Here is a 21,917-nt window from a genome sequence, read left to right on the forward strand (position 1 = left end):
AGCCGCACCGGCCGAGGAGGCGCCGAAGCCGAAGCGCCGTGCCCCGCGCAAGAAGAAGGCCGAGGTCGCGGCGGAAGCTGCGGCCGAGCCGGCCGGCGAGGTCTCGGTCCCCGAGGCTCCGGCCCCCGCTCCTGCGGCGGAGCCCGAGGCGGCGGCGCTGAACGGCGCCGTGCCCGAGCCGGCGCCCGCCGCCGAAGAGCCCGCGCCCGAGCCCCAGGCCCAGCCTGAGAACCTCGCGGTCGAGGCCAATCAGGTGGTGAACCAGCCGCCCGAGGCCCCGAAGCGCGGCTGGTGGCGCCGCGGCGCCTGATCCAGGCCGATGGTCCGATCAAGAAGCCCGCCCGGGAAACCGGGCGGGCTTTTTCGTCACCTCAGGACGGCGCCACTCATCGTCATTGCGAGCGCAGGGAGGCAATCCAGGGGCCGGTGCGCACCGGCCCCTGAATTGCTTCGTCGGCTTTGCCTCCTCGCAATGATATAATTGCAAAAGGGTATGTAGATTTTTTATTATTGACACACCCGGCCGTATGTTAGAGGGTCGGCGCCGATCTTCGGATCCGCGGGATTTTGACGGAAGCAGCTTGCGCCGCGTCACCAAACGCTAAAGCGCCACGACATGTTCGTGGTTCCGGCAGTTGATGCTGAGGAGCCGACCGATGGTTTCGACCCTGTCCCTGTCCGTCCTCTCCGCCGCCGGCCTGCAGGCCAGCCGTATGTGTCGCGCCTGTCGCTGTTGCTGATCGCGGGCCCGCCCCGCCGCATCCGACCGCAGACCGCACACACGCAGCGCGCCCCTGAGCGGGCGCGTCGCTCGAGAGGACCCCTTCCATGGCTGACGCCTTCATCATCGTCGCCGGCGGCCTGACCGCCGGGATCGTCACGCGCGAGCCGCGCGGCTTCCGCTTCTACGCCTCCGACTCGGCCTTCACGCCGCTGGAGGGGCGCCTGTTCCGCACCACCCGCGCGGCCGGCCGGGCGGCGCATGCCGCGCTGACCACCATCGCCCGCCGCCAGCACCGGCCGGAGCAGGCCCGGGCGTGACCCCGGATCCCGATTGTCCTATCCCTGAATGAACCAAGACGTGCAGGAGCCCATCATGTCCCTGTCTCCGCTGAAGCGCGGCCTGTTTGGCCTGGCGCTCGGCCTCGCCCTCGGCGCCGCCGCCACCGGCAGCGCCTTCGCCGCCAGCATCAAGCTCGGCGTCATGGGCGGCAGCGAGGAGGAGATCGCCGAGGTCGCCAAGCAGGTGGCCGCCAAGAAAGGCCTCGAGGTCGAACTGGTCACCTTCTCCGACTACGCCATCCCGAACGAGGCGCTGGAGCATGGCGAGCTGGATGCCAATGCCTTCCAGCACAAGCCCTATCTGGACGCCCAGATCGCCGCCCGCGGCTATCACATCGTCCCGATCGGCTTCACCATCGTCGAGCCGATCGGCCTGTACTCGAAGAAGTTCGACAAGATCGACAAGCTGCCGGACGGCGCCAAGATCGGCATCCCGAACGACCCCAGCAATGGCGGCCGGGCGCTGAACCTGCTGGCCGCGCACGGGCTGATCAAGCTGTCGCCGGGCAAGGGCCTGAACCCGTCGCTGCTCGACGTCGCCGACAACCCGCACAAGTTCGAATTCTCCGAGCTTGACGCCGCCCAGCTGTCGCATGCCCTGCCGGACCTCGACGGCGCCATCATCAACACCGATTATGCGCTGAATGCCGGGCTGGATCCGCGCAAGGACGCGCTGGTCGCCGAGAGCCGCACCGACAACCCCTACGGCAACTTCATTGCCGCCCGCGCCGCCGACAAGGACCGGGCCGACCTGAAGATCCTGGTCGAATCCTATCAGTCGCCGGAGGTGAAGCAGTTCCTGGAGACGCGGTTCAAGGGCGCCATCCTCCCGGCTTGGTAAGCCCGGCGCAGGCTGGGGCCGCGGCCCCGGCCGTTGCGCAGGCGGACCAATTCTGCTAGACGACCGCGCTTGCGTGGGCATTCACCCACGCGGTACCGACGCCGGCACCCCTGGAGGCCGGCGTCTTCACTTAGGAGAAGCCGATGGCCGAAACCATCAAGATCAAGGCCGAGGCGCGGGACCGGGCCGGTAAGGGGGCAGCACGGGCAGCGCGTCGGGCCGGGATGATCCCCGGCGTCATCTACGGCGACAACAAGCCGCCGGTGCTGTTCAGCGTCAACGCCCAGTCGCTGCTGAAGATCCTGCGCGACCCCGCCATGCTGACGCATCTCTACGACATCGAGATCGGCAACGACACGCACCATGTCCTGGCGCGCGACGTCGCCCTGGACCCGGTGACCGACACCGCCATCCATCTGGACTTCCTGCGCGTCAGCGACAAGACCACGGTCCATGCCGACGTGCCGGTGCATTTCGAGAACGAGGCGGCTTCGCCCGGCATCAAGCGCGGCGGCGTGCTGAACGTCGTGCGCCATGACGTCGAGCTGATCTGCCGCGCCGAGTCGATCCCCGAATTCGTGTCGGTCGACCTGACCGGCGCCGAGATCGGCGACTCGCTGCGCATGAGCGCGGTGAAGCTGCCGGCGGGCGTCCGCCCGGCCGTGACCGAGCGCGACTTCGTGATCGCCACCGTCGCGGCGCCGTCGGCCGTCCGCGCCGAGGCGGCCGAGGCCGCCGCTGCCGCGGTGACCGGCGAGGCGGCCCCGGCCGAGGAGCCGAAGGCCTGATCAAGGCCTAGGCCGAGCTGGGAGAGCGCGATGCTGCTGTTCGTCGGCCTCGGCAATCCCGGCGCGCAATATGCGTATCACCGACACAATGTCGGGTTCATGGCGCTCGACGACATCGTCGAGCGCCATTCCTTTTCGCCCTGGAAGCTGAAGTTCCAAGGCCGGCTGGCGGAAGGCCGGATCGGCACCGAGCGCGTGCTGGCGCTGGAGCCCACCACCTATATGAACGAGAGCGGCCGGTCGGTCGGCGAAGCGATGCGCTTCTTCAAGCTCACGCCCGCGGATGTCGTCGTGTTCCATGACGAGCTCGATCTCGCCCCAGGCAAGGTGCGGGTCAAGAAGGGCGGCGGCACCGCCGGCCACAATGGGCTGCGTTCGCTCGACGCCCATATCGGGCCGGAATTCTGGCGCGTCCGCATCGGCATCGGCCATCCCGGCCACAAGGACCGGGTGCATGGCTGGGTGCTGGGCGACTTCGCCAAGGCCGACGAGGCCTGGCTGGACCCGCTGCTGGAGGCGATGGCCAAGGCTGCGCCGCTGCTGGCCGAGCGGGCGCCGGAGAAGTTCATGACCCAGGTCGCGCAGGCCACCCAGGCGGCCTGACCCGCCCGGACGCGACAGCCCTTCTGGCCTTTGCTGCGGCGCACGACGACCCCCTTGATCCGTTCGTTCCGGGGGCGCATCGTATCGCCACGTGGTCGGCACAGCCGGTAACGCGTATTGGCCAGCCGCAACGCCCTTGCGGCGACCTCCGTCGGAATGGCAACCCGGCATCGTCGGGTGAGCCTGCGGACGACAGAGCACAACGAGGAGCCGCCGCCGTGCGGCTCCTCTACTGTCTGGGCCCTCGGATCCGTCTCAGCGCGGCGGGATCGGCGTCTGCGCCACCAGCGTGTTGCCCGGCGGGACGCATTGGAAGCCGATGTAATTCCATTGCCTGTTGGCGGCTAGCGCCGTCCGGCCGGCTTTGCCGCAATACTGGTCGGCCGTGGCCTGCGCCCCTGCGGCGCCGCGCTCGCCGAAGGTCTCCACCACGACGAACGGCCTCGGGGCCGGTTGCGGCACGCAGGCGCCGGCCAGGAACGCGACAGAGATCACAAGAATCGATCGCATCGGCGGTCTCCCCCATCGGATCCGGACGAACGCAATCGCTTCGGCTGGAAGCGAACTCCCTCAGGATCACAAAATCTCCACCCCCGGCCAAGCCGCTTCGACTGGATGGGTACCGCCTTTCCGGCCTGCCATCTTCGATTTGATTATTATTTTATGATGGCCCCCTTGCATCGACTGCCGGTCTTCGGGACAAGGCCGACCGATTACTGGCCTATCCGGCAGCCGACAGCCGGCGGTAGGACAGGGCCTCGGCGATCTGGCCGCGGCCGATGGTCTCCGACCCAGCCAGGTCGGCCAGCGTGCGCGCGACGCGCAGCATCCGGTGATAGGCGCGGGCGGACAGGCGCAGCCGCTCCGCCGCCTGGGTCAGCAGGGCGGCCCCGGCCGAATCGGGCGCCGCCACCCGTTCCAGCACCGCACCATCGGCCTCGGCGTTCGTGCTGATGCCATCGCCGGCGTAGCGCTGCGCCTGGATTTCCCGCGCCGCCGCGACCCGGGCCGCCACCTCGGCCGTGCCCTCCGCCGGCGGCGGCAGCGACAGGTCGGCGGCCGAGACCGGCGGCACGTCGACATGCAGGTCGATGCGGTCGAGCAGCGGGCCGGACAGGCGCGACTGGTAGTCCTGGCCGCAGCGCGGCGCCCGGCCGCAGCCGAGCGCCGGGTCGCCGAGATGGCCGCAGCGGCAGGGGTTCATCGCCGCCACCAGCAGCACCCGGGCCGGATAGGTGATGTGCGAGTTGGCCCGTGCGATCACCGCCCGGCCGCTCTCCATCGGCTGGCGCAGCGATTCAAGCGTGGCGCGGGCGAATTCCGGCAGCTCGTCGAGGAACAGCACCCCGCGATGGGCCAGCGAGATCTCGCCCGGCCGGACCCGCAGCCCGCCGCCGACCAGCGCCGGCAGCGAGGCGGAATGGTGCGGGTCGCGGAACGGCCGGCGGCGCATCAGCCGCCCGCCTTCCAGCAGGCCGGCGACCGAATGGATCATCGACACTTCGAGCGCCTCGGCCGGCGCCAGCGGCGGCAACAGGCCCGGCAGCCGCGCCGCCAGCATCGACTTGCCGGAGCCGGGCGGGCCGATCATAAGAAGGTTGTGGTTGCCTGCCGCCGCGATCTCCAGCGCCCGCTTCGCCGTCTCCTGCCCCTTGACGTCGCGCAGGTCGAGCCCCGGCCCGTCCGCCGCGGCCAGCAGCGGCTGCGGCTGGGCCAGCACCTGGGTGCCCTTGAAGTGGTTGACCAGGGCCAGCAGCGTCGGCGCTGCCAGCACGTCGATCCGCCCCTCGGCATCGGCGGCCCAGGCGGCCTCCGGCCCCGAGGCGGCGGGGCAGATCAGGCCCAGCCCGCGCTCCGCCGCGCCCAACGCCGCCGGCAGCACCCCGGCGACCGGGGTCAGCGCGCCGTCCAGCGCCAGTTCACCCAGCGCCATGTATTGCCCGACCTCCTGCACCGGCAGCACGTCGAGCGCGGTGAGCAGGCCGAGCGCGATCGGCAGGTCGAAATGGCTGCCCTCCTTCAGCATGTCGGCCGGCGCCAGGTTGACGGTGATGCGGCGCGGCGGCAGGGCCAGGCCCAGCGCGTGCAGCGCCGCCCGCACCCGCTCCCGGCTTTCCGCCACAGCCTTGTCCGGCAGGCCGACCAGGGTGATGCCGGAGAACCCGCCGGAAACCTGCACCTGGACATCGACCGGCGCGGTCTCGATCCCCTGGAAGGCGACCGTGGCGATCCGTGCGACCATCTAGGAGCGGCCCGAAGAGTGCGGAGGTGGGGCGAACATCTATAAAATTGTCTTATCTCAGCATAACACAACTTATATTCGATCCGGCTCGTGGCGCTTGTCAACCGATCTTCCGGCAGATCGGAACGCAGCGGAGCGGCTTGCCGCGGCGCCCGCCCTTGGCGATCATGCGGCATGGGAGAGCTGAACGAATCCGCCGTGCCGGCAGCCGGCGCCCCGGCGCTGTCGCAGCTGATCGAGTCGGCCTATGGCCGGCTGTTCGGCAATCTCGGCGTGTTCATGAAGATTGCCCTGGCCTGGACCGGGGCCACCATCGCGTTGTTCATCGCCATCCTCATCCTGGCGCGGCAGGCCTGGGATGGGCCGGCCGGAAATCTCATCGCGGCCGCCACGGGTGCCGGCGTCGCCGTCGGCTGGCATCGCTTCGTCCTGCGGGAGGAACGTCGAGCCTTCGCCGACCCGAACACCCTCGCGCGATACGTGGTGCAGGGCGTCGTCGCCGTGCTGCCCGGCGCCGCCGTCGTCCTGATCGGCACGCCCGTCATCACGATGCTGCTGCGCGGGCTGGGCGACCGGGCCGGCGCCGCGGTGATCACCGCCGTCATCATCCTCCTGGCCGTCATCGGCGCCGCGGTCGCGGTCCGCCTGTTCCTCGTCCTGCCGGCAGTGGCGATCGGCGACCGTCGGATGACCTTGCGGCGAAGCTGGGTGGCGACGCGGGGCCATGCCGTCCCGATCCTGATCGGCTGCATCACGGTGCAGATCCCGCCCTGGCTCGGCATCGGCCTTCTGTTCTGGGGATTGCAGCACCTGGCCGGCGGCCCTCGTGGCACGGGACCGGGCGCCGGGGCCCTTGTCTTGGGGCTGCTCGGCTATCTCCTTCTGCTGCTGCTGTCCACCCTCTCCACGGCCCTGTTCGCCGGCTTCCTGTCGGAACTCTATCTCCGCCTGCACCCGGAACCCCCGGACGACGTCACCACTCCCTGACGCCGGTCCGCCTCAGCCCGCCGGACGCAACTGCGCCTCGACCAGCACCTCGGCGGCGGCGATCAGCTCGTCCTGGCCGCCCTCCTCGCCCAGCACCTGCCAGCCGGTATTGGCGCCGTTGATCAGCAGGCCCAGCTGGTCGGCCAGGCGCTGCGGCTCGCGCGCGCCGAAGGACTCGGCCAGGGCGGCCAGCCTACGGCGCAGCTCGCGCTTGTTGTCGCGGCAGATCCGGCGCCCGGGATGGCCGGCATCCGGGAACTCGGCCGCCAGGTTGAGGAAGGGACAGCCGCGGAAGGCGGGATGGCGCAGCCGCTTGACCACCCCGGCCAGCAGCGCCCGCAGCAGCTCGCGCGGGGCGCCGGGATGGCGCGCCTCGACCCGGCCCCACCAGTCCCAGAACAGCCGGTCCTGCTCCGCCACCACCGCGGCGATCAGATGGTCCTTCGACGGGAACCAGCGGTAAAGGCTGGTCTTGGCGACGCCCGAGGCGGCGACGACCGCGTCGACGCCGACTGCCCGCATGCCCTCGCGATAGAACAGCTCCATCGCCGTCGCCAGGATGGTCTCGCGCACCCCGCCCTGGCCCGCTGAGCCTCCGCCCGCCTGCCCTGCCGCTGCCTCCGCCGCCATCTATGCCTCCCGGTTCCGGCTTGACGACGCTACAGACCTGTCTGTATCGGTGCAAGCCGAAGCGATCTCAGGGATGGAGCGGCTGATGGATTCGACCGAACCGGCGCTGCGGGAACGCGTGGTCCGCTGGCAGGATCCGAAGGCCCTGGCCGCCGCCGGGCGCGGCATGGGCGGGCGCGACTTCCTGCAGGCGCTGGCCGATGGCCGCCTGCCCCCGCCGCCGATCGCCGACCTGGTCGGCTTCACCCTGACCGAGATCGGCGAGGGCCGCGTGGTGCTGGTCCTGGTGCCGGACGAGTCGCATTACAACCCGATCGGGTCGGTGCATGGCGGGGTGATCGCCACCGTGCTGGACACGGTGATGGGCTGCGCCGTGCATTCCACCCTGCCGGCCGGCCGCGGCTACACCACGCTGGAGATCAAGGTGAACTACACGCGCCCGCACCGGGCCGGCGCCGGCCCGGTGCGGGCGGTCGGCCGGGTGATCCATGCCGGCCGCCAGACCGCGGTGGCCGAGGCGACGCTGGTCGACAGCCGCGACCGCGTCCTGGCCCATGCCAGCACCACCTGCCTGATCTTCGACATCCCGGCCGCGGGCGCCCCTTGACCCAGTCACGAGTCGGAGTCGAGGCTGGCGGTTCAATGCGAGTGGTTCATCCGATGCCGTCGATCGACATTTCGTTAGCCAAGATTCAGTTCTCCCGGATCGTCGACCGGGCGAGCAAAGGCGAGAGCTTTGTCATCACCAAATCCGGCATGCCACTGGCCAGGCTGATGCCGCCGGATAGCAGGAAGCCAGCCAAGATCCGGTTCGGCCTGATGAAGGGCCACATACACATCGGACCTGATTTCGACGCGCCGCTGGACGTTTCCGACGACGGATTGACCGCGTAGGTCGTCAGTCCGCCGTCTTGGCGATGCGCCACAGGGTGCCGCCCTCGTCGTCGGAGACCAGGATCGATCCGTCCGGCAGCACCGCGATGCCGGCCGGGCGGCCCCAGACCCGGGCCGCGCCATCGCCCTTGTCGACCCGGAAGCCGGTGGCCAGCGCCTCGTAGCCGCCCTGCGGCTTGCCGTCCCGGAACGGCACACGCACCACCATGTAGCCGATCGGGTCGGCGCGGTTCCACGAGCCGTGCAGCGTCACCAGCGCGTCGCCGCGCCAGTCGGGGAACATCGCGCCGTCGTAGAAAACGAGGTCGAGCGGTGCCGAATGCGATTCAAACAGCAGGTCCGGCACGATCGCCGCCTTCACCAGGTCGGGCTTCTTGTCCGCCAAGTCGGGCTGCGGGTTGTGGCCGATGTAGGAATAGGGCCAGCCGTAGAAGCCGTTCTCCCGCACCGCGGTCAGGTAGTCCGGCACCAGCCCGTTGCCCAGGCCGTCGCGCTCGTTCACCACGGTGTAGAGCCTGCCGGTGCCCGGCTGCAGCGCCAGCCCGACCGGGTTGCGCAGGCCGGAGGCATAGGTGCGGCCGCCCGACCCGTCGGCGGCGAAGACCTGGATGGTGGCGCGCGGCGCCGTCTCCTCCGCAATGTTGCCGCGGCTGCCGATCGAGACGAAGAAGCGGTCCGACGCCGGGTCCCAGATCACGTTGCGGCTGTGATGGCCGTTGCCGCCGTCGAAGGCGCCCTCCGGCGTGATCCGCTGCGGCTTGGTCTGCGCCTTGGAGTCGCCGGCGGCCCAGGGCACGCGCCACAGCCCGTCGAGATCGGCGATATACAGTGCGTCGTGGCGCAGCGTCATGCCGTAGGGCTGGTCCAGCCCGGTCAGGAAGGGCATGGCCCGGGCGCGGGCCGGCGGGTTGGGCGCGACCAGCCGGCTGATGCGGCCGGCCTCCGGCTCCGACACCAGGATCGACCGGTCCGGCAGCGCCAGGATCTGCCGTGGCCCGGACAAGCCGGTGGCGAACAGAGTCGCGGTCATGCCCTTCGGCACCTGCGGCCGCATCGCCTCGGTGCGGGCCACTGTCTCGGAGCTGTTGGCCACCGCATCGGTGGCATAGGGTTTGGGCAGGGCGTCGGGCCGGACCTGGAACCTGGTCCCCGGCGCGACATCCTGGCCGGCGGCGGGCGGGGCGATGAGCGGGCCGGCGACGAGCAGGGACAGGGCGAGCAAGGCTGGGACCGGGCTTCGCATCGGCGTCTCCTCCGCATCCTTTGTTGAAGATGTGGGGCCCGGACCGCCGGCGGAAAGGGCCGAATGGGGAATTTGTCCGACAAGGTTTGGAGCCGCTTCGCCCCGGCGGCGAAACAATTGGCCGGCTGCGGCGTTGCTGAGGGGCGACACTCCGCCCGGGCCCGGCCCGGGCCCTGAATTCGGAGACCGAGAATGACCCGCCGCCTGATCCTGATCCCCTGTGCGCTGGCCCTCGCGGCGCTGGCCGCCTGCGGCGACGACACCCCGAACCCGACCGCGAAGACCGAGGCCGTGGCGAGCCATACCGTCAGCTATCGCTGCGCCGACGGCACCAGCCTGTCCGCCGGCTTCACCGGCGACGCGCTGGTGCTGGCCGATGGCGGCAACACGGTGACGCTGCAGCGCGCGATCTCGGGCAGCGGCGCGCGCTACACCAACCCCTATGGCGCGGAGTTCTGGGACAAGGGCGGCCAAGCGACCTACAGCCGCATCGCCGGCGCGCCCAGCACCAGCTGCACGGCGGGGTGATTCCGCCCTCATCGTCATCCCGTGCGCGTTGCGGCACGAAGTGCCGCGGCGCAGACACGGGATCTCCAACGGACGTCGAAGAGATCCCCGCTTTCGCGGGGATGACGTTGAAGGGGTGGCTTAAACGTTAAATCGGAAGTGGAAGATATCGCCGTCGCGGACGACGTAGTCCTTGCCTTCCTGCCGCATCTTGCCGGCGTCCTTCGCCCCCTGCTCGCCGCCGAGCGCGACATAGCTGTCGTAGTCGATGGTCTCGGCCTTGATGAAGCCGCGCTGGAAGTCGGTGTGGATCACCCCCGCCGCCTCGGGCGCGGTGGCGCCGACATTGACGGTCCAGGCCCGCGCCTCCTTCGGCCCGACGGTGAAGAAGGTGAGCAGGCCGAGCAGCTTGTAGCCGGCGCGGATCACCTTGTTCAGCCCCGGCTCCTCGAGTCCGATCGAGGCCAGGAACTCCTGCTTCTCATCGGCCGGGAGCTGCGCCAGCTCGGCCTCGATCGCGGCCGAGATCACCACCGCCTCGGCGCCCTGGGCCTTGGCCATCGCCTCGACCCGGGCCGAATGGGCGTTGCCGGTCGCGGCCTCGTCCTCGGAGACGTTGCAGACATAGAGCACGGGCTTGGAGGTCAGCAGCGTCAGGCGCCGGAACGGCTCGCGCTCATCCGCTGACAGCTCGACGGTGCGGGCCGGCTTGCCCTCGCGCAGCACCGCCAGCGCCCGCTCCATCAGCTCGATCTCGGTCTTGGCGTCCTTGTCGCCGCCCTTGGCGCGCTTGGCGGCGGACTGGACCCGCCGCTCGAGCCCGTCCATGTCGGCCAGCATCAGCTCGGTCTCGACCGTCTCGGCGTCGCGCACCGGGTCGACCGAGCCCTCGACATGGGTGACGTCGCCTTCGAAGCAGCGCAGCACGTGCAGCACCGCGTCGGTCTCGCGGATGTTCGCCAGGAACTGGTTGCCCAGCCCCTCGCCCTTCGACGCGCCGCGCACCAGCCCGGCGATGTCGACGAATTCCAGCTGGGTCGGGATGATCTTGGCCGAGCCCGCGATCGCCGCCAGCTTGTCCAGTCGCGGGTCGGGCACGCCGACGCGGCCGGTGTTCGGCTCGATCGTGCAGAACGGATAGTTCGCCGCTTCCGCCGCCTGGGTGGAGGTCAGCGCGTTGAACAGCGTCGACTTGCCGACATTGGGCAGGCCGACGATGCCGCAATTGAATCCCATGGGTTCTCGTCCGGATCTCTCGAATCGGCGCCCGTCTAGCACGGATGCCGGGCGAAGGGGAGTCGCGGCCGGGCCGTCCCGCACTTGACGCCGGCTCGGCGAGGATGGCACCTGGAGGGGAGATTGTCCTGACGAGCTGCCGGTCCTTGTCCGTCCGTGCGCCTGAGCCGGACCTTTTCGACCAAGCCGAAAACCGCTTCCCGCCGAGCCTTCGACGTCCCCGGAGACAGCCCCATGACCCTGACCCTGCCCCGAGTCATCGGCCATCGCGGCGCCGCGGCCCATGCGCCGGAGAACACCCTGGCCTCGTTCCGCAAGGCCGCGGCCCTGGGCGTGCAGATGGTCGAGTTCGACGTCAAGCTGACCCGCAACCGGGTGCCGGTGGTGATCCATGACGACGCGCTGGACCGCACCACCGACGGCAGCGGCGCCGTCGCCAACGCCGATTTCGCCGCAGTGCGGATGCTGGATGCCGGCCGGAAATTCGCGCCGGAGTTCAAGGGCGAGCGGGTGCCGACCCTGGACGAGGTGCTGACCCTGGCGCTGGAGCTGGGCCTGGCGGTCAACATCGAGATCAAGCCCTGCCCCGGCCGCGAGGTCGAGACGGCGGAGGTGGCGCTGGCCGCGGCGCAGAAGCTGTGGCCGGCCGACCGGCCGAAGCCGCTGGTCTCCAGTTTCGCCATCGAGAGCCTGATGAAGGCCCGCGAGGTCGCGCCCGACTGGCCGCGCGGCTATCTGATCTGGGAACGGCCGGCGGTCTGGGCCGCCAATGCCGACGCCATCGGCGCCGCCACCATCAACATCAGCCATGAGAAGGAAACGCCGGAGACCATCGCCGGATACCGCGCCACCGGCCGGCCGGTGCTGGCCTATACGGTGAACGATGCCGCGCGGGCCAAGGCGCTGTTCGATCTCGGCGTCGCGGGCGTCTTCTCCGACGCGCCCGATCGCATCCTCGCCCTCTGATTGCCCCTTTTGCCGCCGATACCGGCCGCGGCCACGAGGATCAGGAGAGTTTCGGCGGGTGCAGGGCTTCATCGACCAGACGATCGCCTTCATCGGCGCCCATGGCAGCTGGGCCGGCCCGATCATCCTGGTCTTCGCCTTCGGTGAATCCTTCGCCGTGCTGAGCCTGCTGCTGCCGGCGACCGCCGTGCTGATCGCCGCCGGCACGCTGATCCAGACGGGCACGCTGAGCCCCTGGGACGTGATCCCTTGGGCGATCGCCGGCGCCATCCTGGGCGACGCCGTCTCCTACTGGATCGGGGTGTGGCTGCAGGACCGGGTGGAGCGGATCTGGCCGTTCACCCGGCATCCGCAGATGCTGCGCACCGGCCGCGACTTCTTCCGGCGCTGGGGCGGCCTGAGCGTCTTCATCGGCCGGTTCCTGGGCCCCATTCGCGCCGTGATCCCGCTGGTCGCCGGCATGATGGGGATGCGGCACATCCCCTTCCAGGTCGCCAATGTCGCCTCCGGCATCGTCTGGGCGCCGGTCTGGGTCGGGATCGGGTGGTTCGCCGGCGAGGCGCTGAACCGCATCTTCGGGATTGAAGATGCGGCGCCGGTGCTGATCATACTCATCGTCGTCGCGACGCTGGTCGGCGCCGCGGCGGCCTATCGCCTGCTGACGCGCAAGAGCAAGAGTTCGCATGAGGATCGCCCTTAACCTCGCTGTCGCCGCCGCGCTGGTCCTCGCCGCCGCGCCCGGACCGGCGCGCGCGGACGGGCTGGACGACTTCTTCAGCAGCATCCGCCGCCAGTTCGAGGAGCCGGCCAAGCCGAGCCGGTCGCAGAGCTGCGCCCAGACCGAGGCCGAGGCGCATGTGCTGGCCACCACGGCGGAGAGCGACCTGGGCCGGGTACGGGCTCGGATCGACCGGATTGAGCGCGATGCCGGCACCGGCACCGCCCGCGACCCGATCGACCAGGCGACGCAGACCGCGGCCCAGGCCCAGGGCCTGTCGGCCAAGCTGCGCCGGGCCCAGGCGGCCTATCGCACCATCATCGGCCAATGCGGCCGCCCCGACCTGCAGAGCGAGCGGCTGGGCAGCCTGGCCCGGCGGCTGGATGCCGAGGCGCGGCGGGCGACCCGGCTGGCCGACCGCATCGCCTCGACCCCGACCGGCGCCCTGCCCGGTGGCCCGCAGGCCTGCCCGGCGCTGGTCGACGACGCCCAGTCGGTGCAGGCCGATACCGCCGCGGTGATCGACCGCATCGGCCAGCGCCTGCGCCAGCTGGCGGGCGCCGACCCGCTGGCCGCCCGTGCCGGTGCCCTGGCCGTCGTCGACGACATCGCCGAGCAGCGCCAGCGCGTGGACACGATCGACGCCCGCGCCGCCACCCAGGGCCCCGGCTGCACCGAGGTGGCGGCGATCCGCGACCGCGCCGCCGGCGACCGCCAGGCGCTGCAAGCGCTGCAGAACCAGGCCGACACGCTGATCGGGCCGCCAGCGCCGGAGGGCGCGGAGCCGACGCTGACCACGGCGCAGCGCCGCAAGGTACAGGAACGGCTGGCCGCCCTCGGCCACTATCACGGCCCGGTCGACGGTCGGTTCGGCGACGGCACCCGGCGCGCGATCGCCCTGTATCAGCGGACCGGCGGCGCTGCCGTGACCGGGCGGCTGACGCAGGCCCAGGCGGATGCGCTGCTGGCGGACCCGGCGACGGCGGCGCCACGGCCGCTGGTGCAGCAGGCCCCCGCCGCCGCCCCGTCGGCACCTCCCCCGGAGGCCGCTCCCCCGGCGCCGGCTGCGCCCCCGGCGCCCGCCGCCGCTCCGGAGCAGGCGCCTCCCGCCGCCCCCGTGGTGGAGGCTGCCCCGTCTCATCCGGCAGGCACGGCAACGCCGGCCGAGCCGCCAGCCACCGCCGAGAAACCACAACAGCCCGCCTCCTCCCCCACCGCCACGGCCTCGGCGTCGACTCCGGCGGCATCGGCACCCGCGCCCGCTCCGGCGCCCTCCACGGCCCCGACCGCTTCGCCTCCGGCCACCGGTTCGACCCCGCCAGCCCCCGCGGCGGCAGCTCCTGCCGCGCCGATCGCGCCGACCCAGCCCGCCGCAGCGCCCGCCGACCCGAACTTGGTGCCATCGGCCCGGGTGGCCGCCCGGTTGATCGAGGGGCTGCGCCGCTGGCCGCAGCCGCCGATGGTGACCGCCGCCCCGACCCCGGATGCGGCCCCCTCGGCGCCCGACCCCTTCGCCGAGCTGTATGGCCGGCTGCGCGGCCAGGCGGCCAATGGCGAGATGCAGGCGGTGCAGGCCGGCCGCTACGAGCTGGTCGGCATGGCGCTGATCGAGCACGGCGCCGAATCGACCCAGATGCTGGACGCCAACCTGCTGCTGATCCAGGCCGCCCAGGCCCTGGATGCGCGTGACGAGGCGCGCCGCGGGCTGACGGCGGCGGCGCCCCTGATCGGGCGGCTGGGCAGCGGCGAGAGCCGGCGGTCGCGGCAGTCGCTGGAGGCGGCGACCGCCTGGCTGGGGCTGCGCATCGTCGCCGCCGACCTGCTGGAGGCGATCGCGGCGGCCAAGGACAAGCCGCTGGACGGCACCACCGCCGACCGCATGTCCGAGCGGCTGGACCAGATCGAGCAGGTCATGGCCCAGGCCCAGGACGGTGTCGACGAGCTGGCGGCCCAGGCCCTGTTCCTGCGCGCCGCGGTTCTGGCCGCGGCCGGGCGCAAGCCGGACGATTCCGAGCTGAAGGCCGAGATCGACCGCCTGCTGAAATGAGCCGCCGGCCGCGGCCGGCCACCTCACCGCGAATTCATCTCCGGGCCAGCCTCCTGCAACCGGGCCCCGCCTAGTCTCGCAGCATGCGGACGTGCGCTCGTGCCGGCTTCGGGGCCCCGCCCCTGCCGGCACTGAACGGGGATATCGGGCCGTTCGGCCCTTCGGGGCCGGCGGCCGAGGAGGAACGGATGAGAGCGCAGATCCTGGCGGGGGTCGCTGCGGCGGCCCTGCTCGGCGGCGTCGGTCCGGCTCGGACAGCTCTGGCGGACGATCCGCCGGCCCGGGTCGGGCGGCTGGCCGATCTTTCGGGCGCGGTGTCGCTGCGCCCCGACCCGACGCAGCCCTGGGCCGTGGCAGCCCGCAACCAGCCGGTGACCTCCGGCATGTCGCTGTGGACCGAGCCGCAGGCCCGCGCGGCGGTCGAGATCGGCTCGACCGAGCTGCATCTCGGCGAGCAGAGCGAGCTGGACCTGCAGCAGCTGGACGACACCGCCTTCGGCGCCCAGCTGGGGCAGGGGTCCGTCAACATCGACATCGCCGACCTGCAGGCGGGCGAGACCTATTCGGTCGACACGCCGCGCGGCACGGTCACGCTGGAGCGGCCGGGCGAGTACCGCATCGACGCCGGCACCACCCAGGACCCGACCCAGGTGGTGGTGTTTTCCGGCGAGGCGCAGATCGCCGGCGGGCCGGACGGCCCCGTCGACATCCAGGGCGGCGAGACCGGGATCGTCACCGGCACCGACCCGTTCAGCTACACCCTGGCGCAATCGGCCGACCGCGACCCGCTGGACGACTGGGCCGATGGCCGGATCCGCGCTGCCTCCGCCGCGCCGCGCTACGTCTCGCGCGCTATGACCGGCTATCAGGACCTGGACGCCGCCGGTACCTGGCACGAGACGCCGGCCTACGGCACCGTCTGGTACCCGACTGACGTGCCGTCCGGCTGGGTGCCTTATCGCTACGGGCACTGGACGAATGACGACCGCTGGGGCTGGACCTGGATCGACGACCAGCCCTGGGGCTTCGCGCCGTTCCATTACGGCCGCTGGGCCTATGTCGATGACCGCTGGGGCTGGGTGCCCGGCCCGGTCGAGGTGCATCCGGTCTATGCCCCGGCCCTGGTCAGCTTCTTCGCCGGGGCCGCGGTCGGCGCCGCCATCGCCGTGGCGGCCGACAGCCACCCGATCGGCTGGTACCCGCTGGGCCCGGGCGAGATCTACCGCCCGCCCTACCGGGTCAGCGATACCTATGTCCGGAACGTGAACGTCACCAACATCCGGAACGTCGAGATCAACCGGATCAACAACATCACCAACATCCACAACGGCCCGACCACGGTCGTCGAGAACGGCGCCAACCGCCGCTTCGCCACGATGGTGCCGGCGCAGGTCATGGCCGGCCGCCAGCCGGTAGCGCATGCCGCCCTGCCGGTGGCGGCGGACCGGTTGGACCATGCCAAGCTGACCCCGGTCGCGGCCCTGCCGCGTCCGGAAGCCCCGGCGGCCGGCCAGCCGCAGGCGCCGCACCCGACCCTGCCCCACGCCCCGGGCGCTGCCGGACCGGGAGGCCACCTGCCGCTGGCCGCCGCCGACCCGAACCGGCCGCACCCGCCGGCGCCGAGCCAGCCGGCCAAGCCGATCGAGGCTGCCCGCGCTCCTGCGGGCCAGCCTCAAGGGCCGGCACCGAACCCGCCGCACGGCCCCGCCGCGCCGGCCCAGGCCGCCGGGAAGCCCCCGCTGGCGCCCACCGGCACCGCCCAGGCCGGCCATCCGCCTCTACTCGACCGCAACCAGCGTGGTCCCGCCGCGCCGGGTGGACCGACGTCGCTCCAGGCGGCCGGGCCGATCCAGGCTGCGCATCCGCCGCTGCCCGACCAGAACCGGCATGAGCCGAATGCCGCTAGCGGGCCGGCGGCATCCCAGGCCGGGGTGGCACCCCAGGCCCAGCCGGGCCGGCCGCCGCTGCCGGAGCGCGGCCAGAGACCGGCAGGTGCGCCGAACACCGCCGTCGCGCCGAAGCCGACCCCGGCCGTGCCGCAAGCCCTGGCCCGGCCGCCGGCCGGGCAGCAGCGGCCGCAGGAGCAGGCCATCGTCCATCCGCCGATAGCGGCGCAGCCTCACTCGGCGGACCGGGCGCCGGTGCAGCCGCCGCGCAACGCCGCGGCCGCGCCGCACCCGGTGCTGCCGCACGAGGCGCAGCCGCAGCCCCATCGGGCCTCGCCGCCGCAGATGGCACAGCAGCGCCGGCCGGAGCCGCAGGCCGAGCATCGGCCACCCCCGCCGCCGGCCCGGCGCCCACTACCGCCGCCCGACAAGCGGCAGCAGCAGGACCAGAACTGACCCAGTCGGCCTCCCGATCCCCCACGGGAGGCCGCGCACCCTCACCGCCGGTTATGACGTCCCCAAGCCCCGATCCTGGCCTGCCCCCGGATTCCCGCTACACTCGCCGCGACCGTTGGTGAGGAGCCCGCATCGTGGATATCCGGCGTCCCTATCTGCTGTTCCTGGGGGATGCCCCCGACCAGCTCGCCGCTAAGACCGCCTATGGCGTGGCCCAGTGGCGCCGCGACATCTGCGTCGGCCAGCTGCGGCTGGACGGCTGCCGCGCCACCTGCGGCCTGCCCGACCTGACACTTGAGGAGGCCGCGGCCAAGGGCGCGCAGACCCTGATCATCGGCGTCGCCAACCGCGGCGGCCGCATCTCCGCCGCCTGGCAGGACACCATCCTGCGGGCGCTGGATCTGGGCATGGACATCGCGTCCGGCCTGCACAACCGCATCGCCGACCTGCCGCAGGTGGCGTTGCGCGCCCAGGCGCTGGGCCGCAGCCTGTTCGACGTGCGCCACCCGGATCGCGACTTCGACGTCGCCACCGGCATGCCGCGCCGCGGCCGGCGGCTGCTGACCGTCGGCACCGACTGCTCGGTCGGCAAGATGTTCACCTCGCTGGCGCTGGAGCGCGAGATGAAGGCGCGCGGCTTCAAGGCCGATTTCCGCGCCACCGGCCAGACCGGCATCCTGATCGCCGGCGGCGGCGTCTCGGTCGACGCCGTGGTGGCCGACTTCATCTCCGGCGCCACCGAATGGCTGGCGCCGGAGGCCGAGACCGACCATTGGGACCTGATCGAGGGCCAGGGGTCGCTGTTCCACGCCTCCTATGCCGGCGTGTCGCTGGGTCTGCTGCACGGCGCCCAGGCCGAGGCGCTGGTGATGTGTCACGAGCCCGGGCGGCCGCATATGCGCGGCCTGCCGAACTTCCCGCTGCCCGACTTGGCCGACTGCATCGCCCTGAACGAGCGCTGCGCCCGGCTGACCAACCCGAAGGCGAAGGTCGTCGGCCTGGCCTTCAACACCTCGGCGCTGGACCCGCAGACGGCGGAACGGGCGCTGAAGGAGGCCGAGGACCGCTTCGGCCTGCCGGCGGTCGACCCGGTGCGCACCGGCGTCGCCGCCATCGTCGACCGGCTGCCGGCCCCGGTGCACGCATGACCGGCCGCGTCCTCTCGGTCCGCCAGGCGGTGTGGCCGATCCGCGGCGTCTTCACCATCTCGCGCGGCAGCCGCACCGAGGCGCGGACCCTGATCGCCGAGATCGTCGCCGGCGGCGCGGTCGGCCGCGGCGAATGCACGCCCTACGCCCGCTACGGCGAGAGCCTGGGGAGCGTGACGGCCCAGATCGAGAGCGTGGCCCAGGCCATCGCCGATGGCGCCGACCGGCCGGGGCTGGAGGCGCTGCTGCCGCCCGGCGCGGCGCGCAACGCGGTCGACTGTGCCCTATGGGACCTGGAAGCCAAGCTGGCCGGGGTGCCGGCCTGGGCCGTGGCCGGGATCCCGGAGCCAGGCCCGGTCACCACCGTCTACACGCTGAGCCTGGACACGGTGGAGAAGATGGGCGAAGCGGCGCGGCAGTCGGCGCACCGGCCGCTGCTGAAGCTGAAGCTGACCGGCGACGGCGACCTGGAGCGGGTGCAGGCGGTGCGGGAGAACGCGCCGGGCAGCCGGCTGGTGGTCGACGCCAACGAGGCCTGGTCGATCGGGCACCTTGAGCGCTTCGGCCCGGCCTTCGCCGCGCTCGGGGTCGAGGTCATCGAGCAGCCGCTGAAGGCGTCGGAGGACGATGCGCTGCTGGGCTTCGAGAGCCCGATCCCGCTCTGCGCCGACGAAAGCTGCCACGACACCGCCAGCCTGGACCGCTGCGCCGGCAAATACGCGATGGTGAACATCAAGCTGGACAAGGCCGGCGGGCTGACCGAGGCGCTGCGGCTGCGTGCCGCAGCCCGCGAGCGCGGCTTCAGCGTGATGGTCGGCTGCATGGTCGCCTCCTCCCTCGCCATGGCGCCGGCGACGCTGGTGGCCCAAGGGGCCGAGGTGGTGGATCTGGATGGCCCGCTGTTGCTGGCCCAGGACCACGATCCTGCCCTGCGCTATGACGGCGCCACGGTGTATCCGCCGGAGCCGGCGCTGTGGGGTTGAGGCGGGGCTGATGGCACCGCTGCGCCGCGGCCCGGCACGCGGCGCAAGGCAGCTTTTCCTTTCATCGGTAAGAGGCTGACTCGAAATCTGGACGCGACACCCCTAGATGATGGAGGCTGTGCTGCGAGGGGCGGACCATGGGCGTCGTGATCGAGAAAGACAATCCGATGACGAGCTGTACCGGCTCACCCACGCTGGACTGGCTGCTCTATGAGGCGCCGAGCATCCGGGACATCGGCCAGCTGCTCGAGGAATTCTGCAACCGCCTGGTCGCGGAAGACGTCCCGGTTGCGCGCGGCCTCGCCATCATCCCGGCCCTGCATCCGCTCTATTTCGGCACCGCCTATATCTGGCGCGGCACCGGCGCGATCGAGCGCCGCCGCGGCCTGTGGGAGAACCGGAATGCACCGGAATACCTGCAGAGCCCGATCCGTGTGGTGATCGAGGAGGGGGCGGATGCGGTGCGCCGCCGCCTGACCGGGCCGAAGGCGCAGCTCGACTTCCCGGTGCTGGAGGAGTTCCGCGACGAGGGGCTGACCGACTACGCCCTGTTCGGCCTGGCCTTCACCAGCGGCCGCCGCTCCGCCATCTCCTTCGCGACGCGCGCGGAGGACGGGTTCAGTGAGGCGGCGCTGGAGACGATCGACCGGCTGATGCCGATTTTGACCCGGCTGGTCGAGATCCACACTCTGCGCGCCACCGCGGTCGACCTGCTGGACACCTATGTCGGCCACGACGCCGGCGCCCGCATCCTGAACGGCCAGATCCGCCGCGGCATGTCCGAATCGCTGCACGCCGCGATCTGGTACTGCGACCTGCGCGACTTCACGGCGATGAGCGAGAAGGTCGGGCGTGAGGAGATCGTCGCCTCTCTGGACAGCTATTTCGAGACCATGGCCGCCGCGGTGCAGGAATCCGGCGGCGAGATCCTGAAGTTCATCGGCGACGCCATGCTGGCGATCTTCCCGGTGGATGAGGAGCAGGGCGTGCAGGACGCCGCGATGAAGGCCCTGACCGCCGCCGCGGTGGCCGAGCACGGCATGGCCGCGCTGAACGCGAAGCGGGTCGGGGAGGGCCGGCCGGCGCTGGATTACGGCCTGTCGTTGCATATCGGCGAGGTGATGTACGGCAATATCGGCGCCGCCGACCGGCTGGACTTCACCGTGATCGGCCCCGCGGTCAACCTGGCCAGCCGGGTCGAGGCGCTGTGCCGAATCACCGGCCGCCGGCCGCTGATGACCGAGCCCTTCCGCCGTGCCGCCGGCATCGAGGCCGAGCCGATGGGCCGGTTCAGCCTGCGCGGCGTGTCGGAGGAGCAGGAGGTGTTCAGCCCGGTGCAGCTGCCGCTGCCCGCCACGGCCGAGGCCGCCGCCGAGTAGGCTCCCGCCCCCTCACCCTCCCGCCGCCTTCGGCGTCGGGCCCCTCCCTCTCCCCAAGGAGAGGAAAAAACAGGTACAGCGCCCCTTTACCTCTCCTTGGGGCGAGGTCGAAATTGCGCCAGCGATTTCGGGTGAGGGGTGGCTCCGGCCTATCTTCCTTCTGCCGTCTCGGGATTCTGTCAGCCTCCGCCCGACGCCTGCAGATCCGAGCCCGGGACCGCCCCGTCGGCCAGGGCGCGGCGGGCCTGGCCGCGCAGCTCGGCGCCCGACGGCAGGCTTTCCCCCGGGTGCAGCACCCAATCGGCGACGTCGCGCTGCGGCGTGCGCCGGCCGAGATCGCGCAGCAGCCAGTGCCAACCGCGGCTGTAGGAAGCGACGACCAGGTCCGGCCGCCGCGGCAGGCGGCGCAGCAGCCGGTTGACCGAGGCCGGCGCCAGCACCTGCTCATGCTCGCCCAGCAGCACCAGCGTCGGCTCGGAAATCTCCGCCGCCGCGTCCGAGGCGCGGCCCATCAGGTCGACCAGCCCGTCGATCGTGTCGACCCGGGTGGCGCGGATGTAGAGCGGGTCGCGGCCCAGCGCGACCAGCATCGGCACGTTGTCGCTGGCCTGGACGCCGAGATCGCGGCCGGTGAAGGTCATCGCCGGGATCAGCCGCCGGGTCAGCCACAGCGCCACCCGGGGGATGGTGGCCATGCTCTGCTTGCCCCAAGTGGCCGGGGCGGACAGGATCAGGCCGGCCATCGGCGGGTGGTCCGGCCCGGTCGCCGCCAGGATGGCGACGGCCCCGCCCATGCTCTCCCCCAGCAGATAGACCGGCACGCCGGGATAGCGCGCTTCCAGCAGCCGCAGCACCCCGGCGGCGTCGGCGGCCAGCGTCTCCGTCCCCGGCCAGATGCCGCGCTGGGCGGTGGCACCGAAGCCGCGCTGGTCATAGGCGTAGGTGGCGATGCCGAGCTGGCCCCAGAACCGGGCCGGGTCGTCGAAGGCGCGGCTGTATTCGTTGAAGCCGTGCAGCGCCAGGATCACTGCGCGCGGCTTCTCCACCGGCCCCCAGCTGCGCAGCGGCAGGCGGTAGCCGTCGGCCGCGATCACCGCGTCTGCTTCCAGCCGCGGCGTCCCGTCCGAGGTCCCCATCGGCTGGACCATCGCCCCGCAGGCGGCGACCAGGAGGAGGGTGAGGCAAGCCAGAAGCCGCAGAGTGATTTTTCTTGTCCCCCCTCCCCTTGCGGGAGGGGGATAGGGAGAGGGGGTTCGGGCAGCAAGAGCCGCCCCCGAGGGAGCAGGAACCGGAGCCCGATC

General features: G+C 71.8%; 21 protein-coding genes and 1 pseudogene. 16 read left to right on the top strand and 6 right to left on the bottom strand.

Translation table 11 applies throughout. The features are described 5' to 3' along the window. The 5 genes and pseudogenes from ABDW35_RS02910 to pth form a co-directional block, all read left to right on the top strand. A pseudogene (locus ABDW35_RS02910) lies at nucleotides 1–310 on the top strand (hypothetical protein); the annotation flags it as partial. Nucleotides 311–828: 518 nt separating this feature from the next. After that, entirely contained in the window at nucleotides 829–1,041 is a 213-nt protein-coding gene (locus ABDW35_RS02915; protein WP_034848324.1) for a hypothetical protein, read from the top strand. A gap of 55 nt (nucleotides 1,042–1,096) precedes the next feature. Then, entirely contained in the window at nucleotides 1,097–1,903 is an 807-nt protein-coding gene (locus ABDW35_RS02920) for a MetQ/NlpA family ABC transporter substrate-binding protein (RefSeq protein WP_343712344.1), read from the top strand. Nucleotides 1,904–2,046: 143 nt separating this feature from the next. Continuing rightward, nucleotides 2,047–2,691 (top strand): 50S ribosomal protein L25/general stress protein Ctc, encoded by a 645-nt coding sequence (locus ABDW35_RS02925; protein ID WP_343712345.1) that lies wholly within the window; start codon nucleotides 2,047–2,049, stop codon nucleotides 2,689–2,691. Nucleotides 2,692–2,721: 30 nt separating this feature from the next. Then, nucleotides 2,722–3,294 carry an aminoacyl-tRNA hydrolase gene (gene pth / locus ABDW35_RS02930; protein WP_343712346.1) on the top strand — a complete coding sequence of 191 codons (573 nt, stop codon included), beginning with the start codon at nucleotides 2,722–2,724 and terminating at the stop codon, nucleotides 3,292–3,294. Nucleotides 3,295–3,549: 255 nt separating this feature from the next. Here the strand turns inward: pth and ABDW35_RS02935 are convergent, their stop codons facing one another. Beyond that, on the bottom strand, nucleotides 3,550–3,804 hold the full coding sequence (locus ABDW35_RS02935) for a hypothetical protein (RefSeq protein WP_343712347.1): 255 nt from the start codon (nucleotides 3,802–3,804) through the stop codon (nucleotides 3,550–3,552). A 211-nt stretch (nucleotides 3,805–4,015) separates the two neighbouring features. Continuing rightward, nucleotides 4,016–5,536, bottom strand: coding sequence for a YifB family Mg chelatase-like AAA ATPase (locus ABDW35_RS02940; RefSeq protein ID WP_343712348.1), 1,521 nt, complete (start codon nucleotides 5,534–5,536; stop codon nucleotides 4,016–4,018). A gap of 174 nt (nucleotides 5,537–5,710) precedes the next feature. Between ABDW35_RS02940 and ABDW35_RS02945 the strand changes: the two genes are divergently transcribed. Then, nucleotides 5,711–6,523 (top strand): hypothetical protein, encoded by an 813-nt coding sequence (locus ABDW35_RS02945; protein ID WP_343712349.1) that lies wholly within the window; start codon nucleotides 5,711–5,713, stop codon nucleotides 6,521–6,523. A gap of 12 nt (nucleotides 6,524–6,535) precedes the next feature. Here the strand turns inward: ABDW35_RS02945 and ABDW35_RS02950 are convergent, their stop codons facing one another. Next, nucleotides 6,536–7,153, bottom strand: a complete 618-nt coding sequence (locus ABDW35_RS02950; RefSeq protein ID WP_343712350.1) for a TetR/AcrR family transcriptional regulator — start codon at nucleotides 7,151–7,153, stop codon at nucleotides 6,536–6,538. An 85-nt stretch (nucleotides 7,154–7,238) separates the two neighbouring features. Here ABDW35_RS02950 and ABDW35_RS02955 point away from each other — a divergent pair, with 85 nt between their 5' ends. Together ABDW35_RS02955 and ABDW35_RS02960 are read left to right on the top strand one after the other, a co-directional pair. Continuing rightward, nucleotides 7,239–7,760: a PaaI family thioesterase gene (locus ABDW35_RS02955; RefSeq protein ID WP_343712351.1), complete on the top strand. Its 522-nt coding sequence runs from the start codon at nucleotides 7,239–7,241 to the stop codon at nucleotides 7,758–7,760. A gap of 53 nt (nucleotides 7,761–7,813) precedes the next feature. Next, the gene (locus ABDW35_RS02960) at nucleotides 7,814–8,047 is read left to right on the top strand and encodes a type II toxin-antitoxin system prevent-host-death family antitoxin (RefSeq protein WP_343712352.1); all 234 of its coding nucleotides are present in this window, start codon (nucleotides 7,814–7,816) and stop codon (nucleotides 8,045–8,047) included. 4 nt (nucleotides 8,048–8,051) lie between these two features. On the opposite strand, the gene ABDW35_RS02965 is transcribed toward ABDW35_RS02960, so the two are convergent. Further along, a complete protein-coding gene (locus tag ABDW35_RS02965) occupies nucleotides 8,052–9,290 on the bottom strand; it encodes a PQQ-dependent sugar dehydrogenase (protein WP_343712353.1) in 1,239 nt (412 codons plus the stop codon). Between the two features lie 192 nt (nucleotides 9,291–9,482). Here ABDW35_RS02965 and ABDW35_RS02970 point away from each other — a divergent pair, with 192 nt between their 5' ends. Then, the gene (locus ABDW35_RS02970) at nucleotides 9,483–9,818 is read left to right on the top strand and encodes an MliC family protein (protein WP_343712354.1); all 336 of its coding nucleotides are present in this window, start codon (nucleotides 9,483–9,485) and stop codon (nucleotides 9,816–9,818) included. 120 nt (nucleotides 9,819–9,938) lie between these two features. Here ABDW35_RS02970 and ychF read toward each other — a convergent pair whose 3' ends face one another. After that, complete coding sequence (gene ychF, locus ABDW35_RS02975; RefSeq protein WP_343712355.1) at nucleotides 9,939–11,033, bottom strand: redox-regulated ATPase YchF; 1,095 nt, start codon at nucleotides 11,031–11,033, stop codon at nucleotides 9,939–9,941. Between the two features lie 234 nt (nucleotides 11,034–11,267). Here ychF and ABDW35_RS02980 point away from each other — a divergent pair, with 234 nt between their 5' ends. The 7 genes from ABDW35_RS02980 to ABDW35_RS03010 all read left to right on the top strand — a co-directional run bounded on the left by ABDW35_RS02980 (nucleotide 11,268) and on the right by ABDW35_RS03010 (nucleotide 20,616). Beyond that, nucleotides 11,268–11,999 carry a glycerophosphodiester phosphodiesterase family protein gene (locus ABDW35_RS02980; RefSeq protein WP_343712356.1) on the top strand — a complete coding sequence of 244 codons (732 nt, stop codon included), beginning with the start codon at nucleotides 11,268–11,270 and terminating at the stop codon, nucleotides 11,997–11,999. Nucleotides 12,000–12,057: 58 nt separating this feature from the next. Continuing rightward, the gene (locus ABDW35_RS02985) at nucleotides 12,058–12,699 is read left to right on the top strand and encodes a DedA family protein (protein ID WP_343712357.1); all 642 of its coding nucleotides are present in this window, start codon (nucleotides 12,058–12,060) and stop codon (nucleotides 12,697–12,699) included. Then, entirely contained in the window at nucleotides 12,683–14,764 is a 2,082-nt protein-coding gene (locus tag ABDW35_RS02990; RefSeq protein WP_343712358.1) for a peptidoglycan-binding domain-containing protein, read from the top strand. Before ABDW35_RS02985 ends, ABDW35_RS02990 begins: the two co-directional genes overlap by 17 nt. Nucleotides 14,765–14,952: 188 nt before the next feature. Next, a complete protein-coding gene (locus ABDW35_RS02995) occupies nucleotides 14,953–17,106 on the top strand; it encodes a DUF6600 domain-containing protein (RefSeq protein WP_343712359.1) in 2,154 nt (717 codons plus the stop codon). Between the two features lie 134 nt (nucleotides 17,107–17,240). Next, on the top strand, nucleotides 17,241–18,254 hold the full coding sequence (gene dgcN / locus ABDW35_RS03000) for an N-acetyltransferase DgcN (protein ID WP_343712360.1): 1,014 nt from the start codon (nucleotides 17,241–17,243) through the stop codon (nucleotides 18,252–18,254). Then, nucleotides 18,251–19,237, top strand: a complete 987-nt coding sequence (dgcA, locus tag ABDW35_RS03005) for an N-acetyl-D-Glu racemase DgcA (protein WP_343712361.1) — start codon at nucleotides 18,251–18,253, stop codon at nucleotides 19,235–19,237. The genes dgcN and dgcA overlap by 4 nt, the downstream gene beginning before the upstream one ends. A gap of 167 nt (nucleotides 19,238–19,404) precedes the next feature. Then, a complete protein-coding gene (locus ABDW35_RS03010) occupies nucleotides 19,405–20,616 on the top strand; it encodes an adenylate/guanylate cyclase domain-containing protein (RefSeq protein ID WP_343712362.1) in 1,212 nt (403 codons plus the stop codon). 179 nt (nucleotides 20,617–20,795) lie between these two features. Here the strand turns inward: ABDW35_RS03010 and ABDW35_RS03015 are convergent, their stop codons facing one another. Beyond that, a complete protein-coding gene (locus tag ABDW35_RS03015) occupies nucleotides 20,796–21,752 on the bottom strand; it encodes an alpha/beta fold hydrolase (protein ID WP_343712363.1) in 957 nt (318 codons plus the stop codon). Nucleotides 21,753–21,917 lie beyond the last annotated feature (165 nt).

The organism is Inquilinus sp. (genome assembly GCF_039594555.1).
In the GTDB taxonomy this organism is placed as follows: domain Bacteria; phylum Pseudomonadota; class Alphaproteobacteria; order DSM-16000; family Inquilinaceae; genus Inquilinus.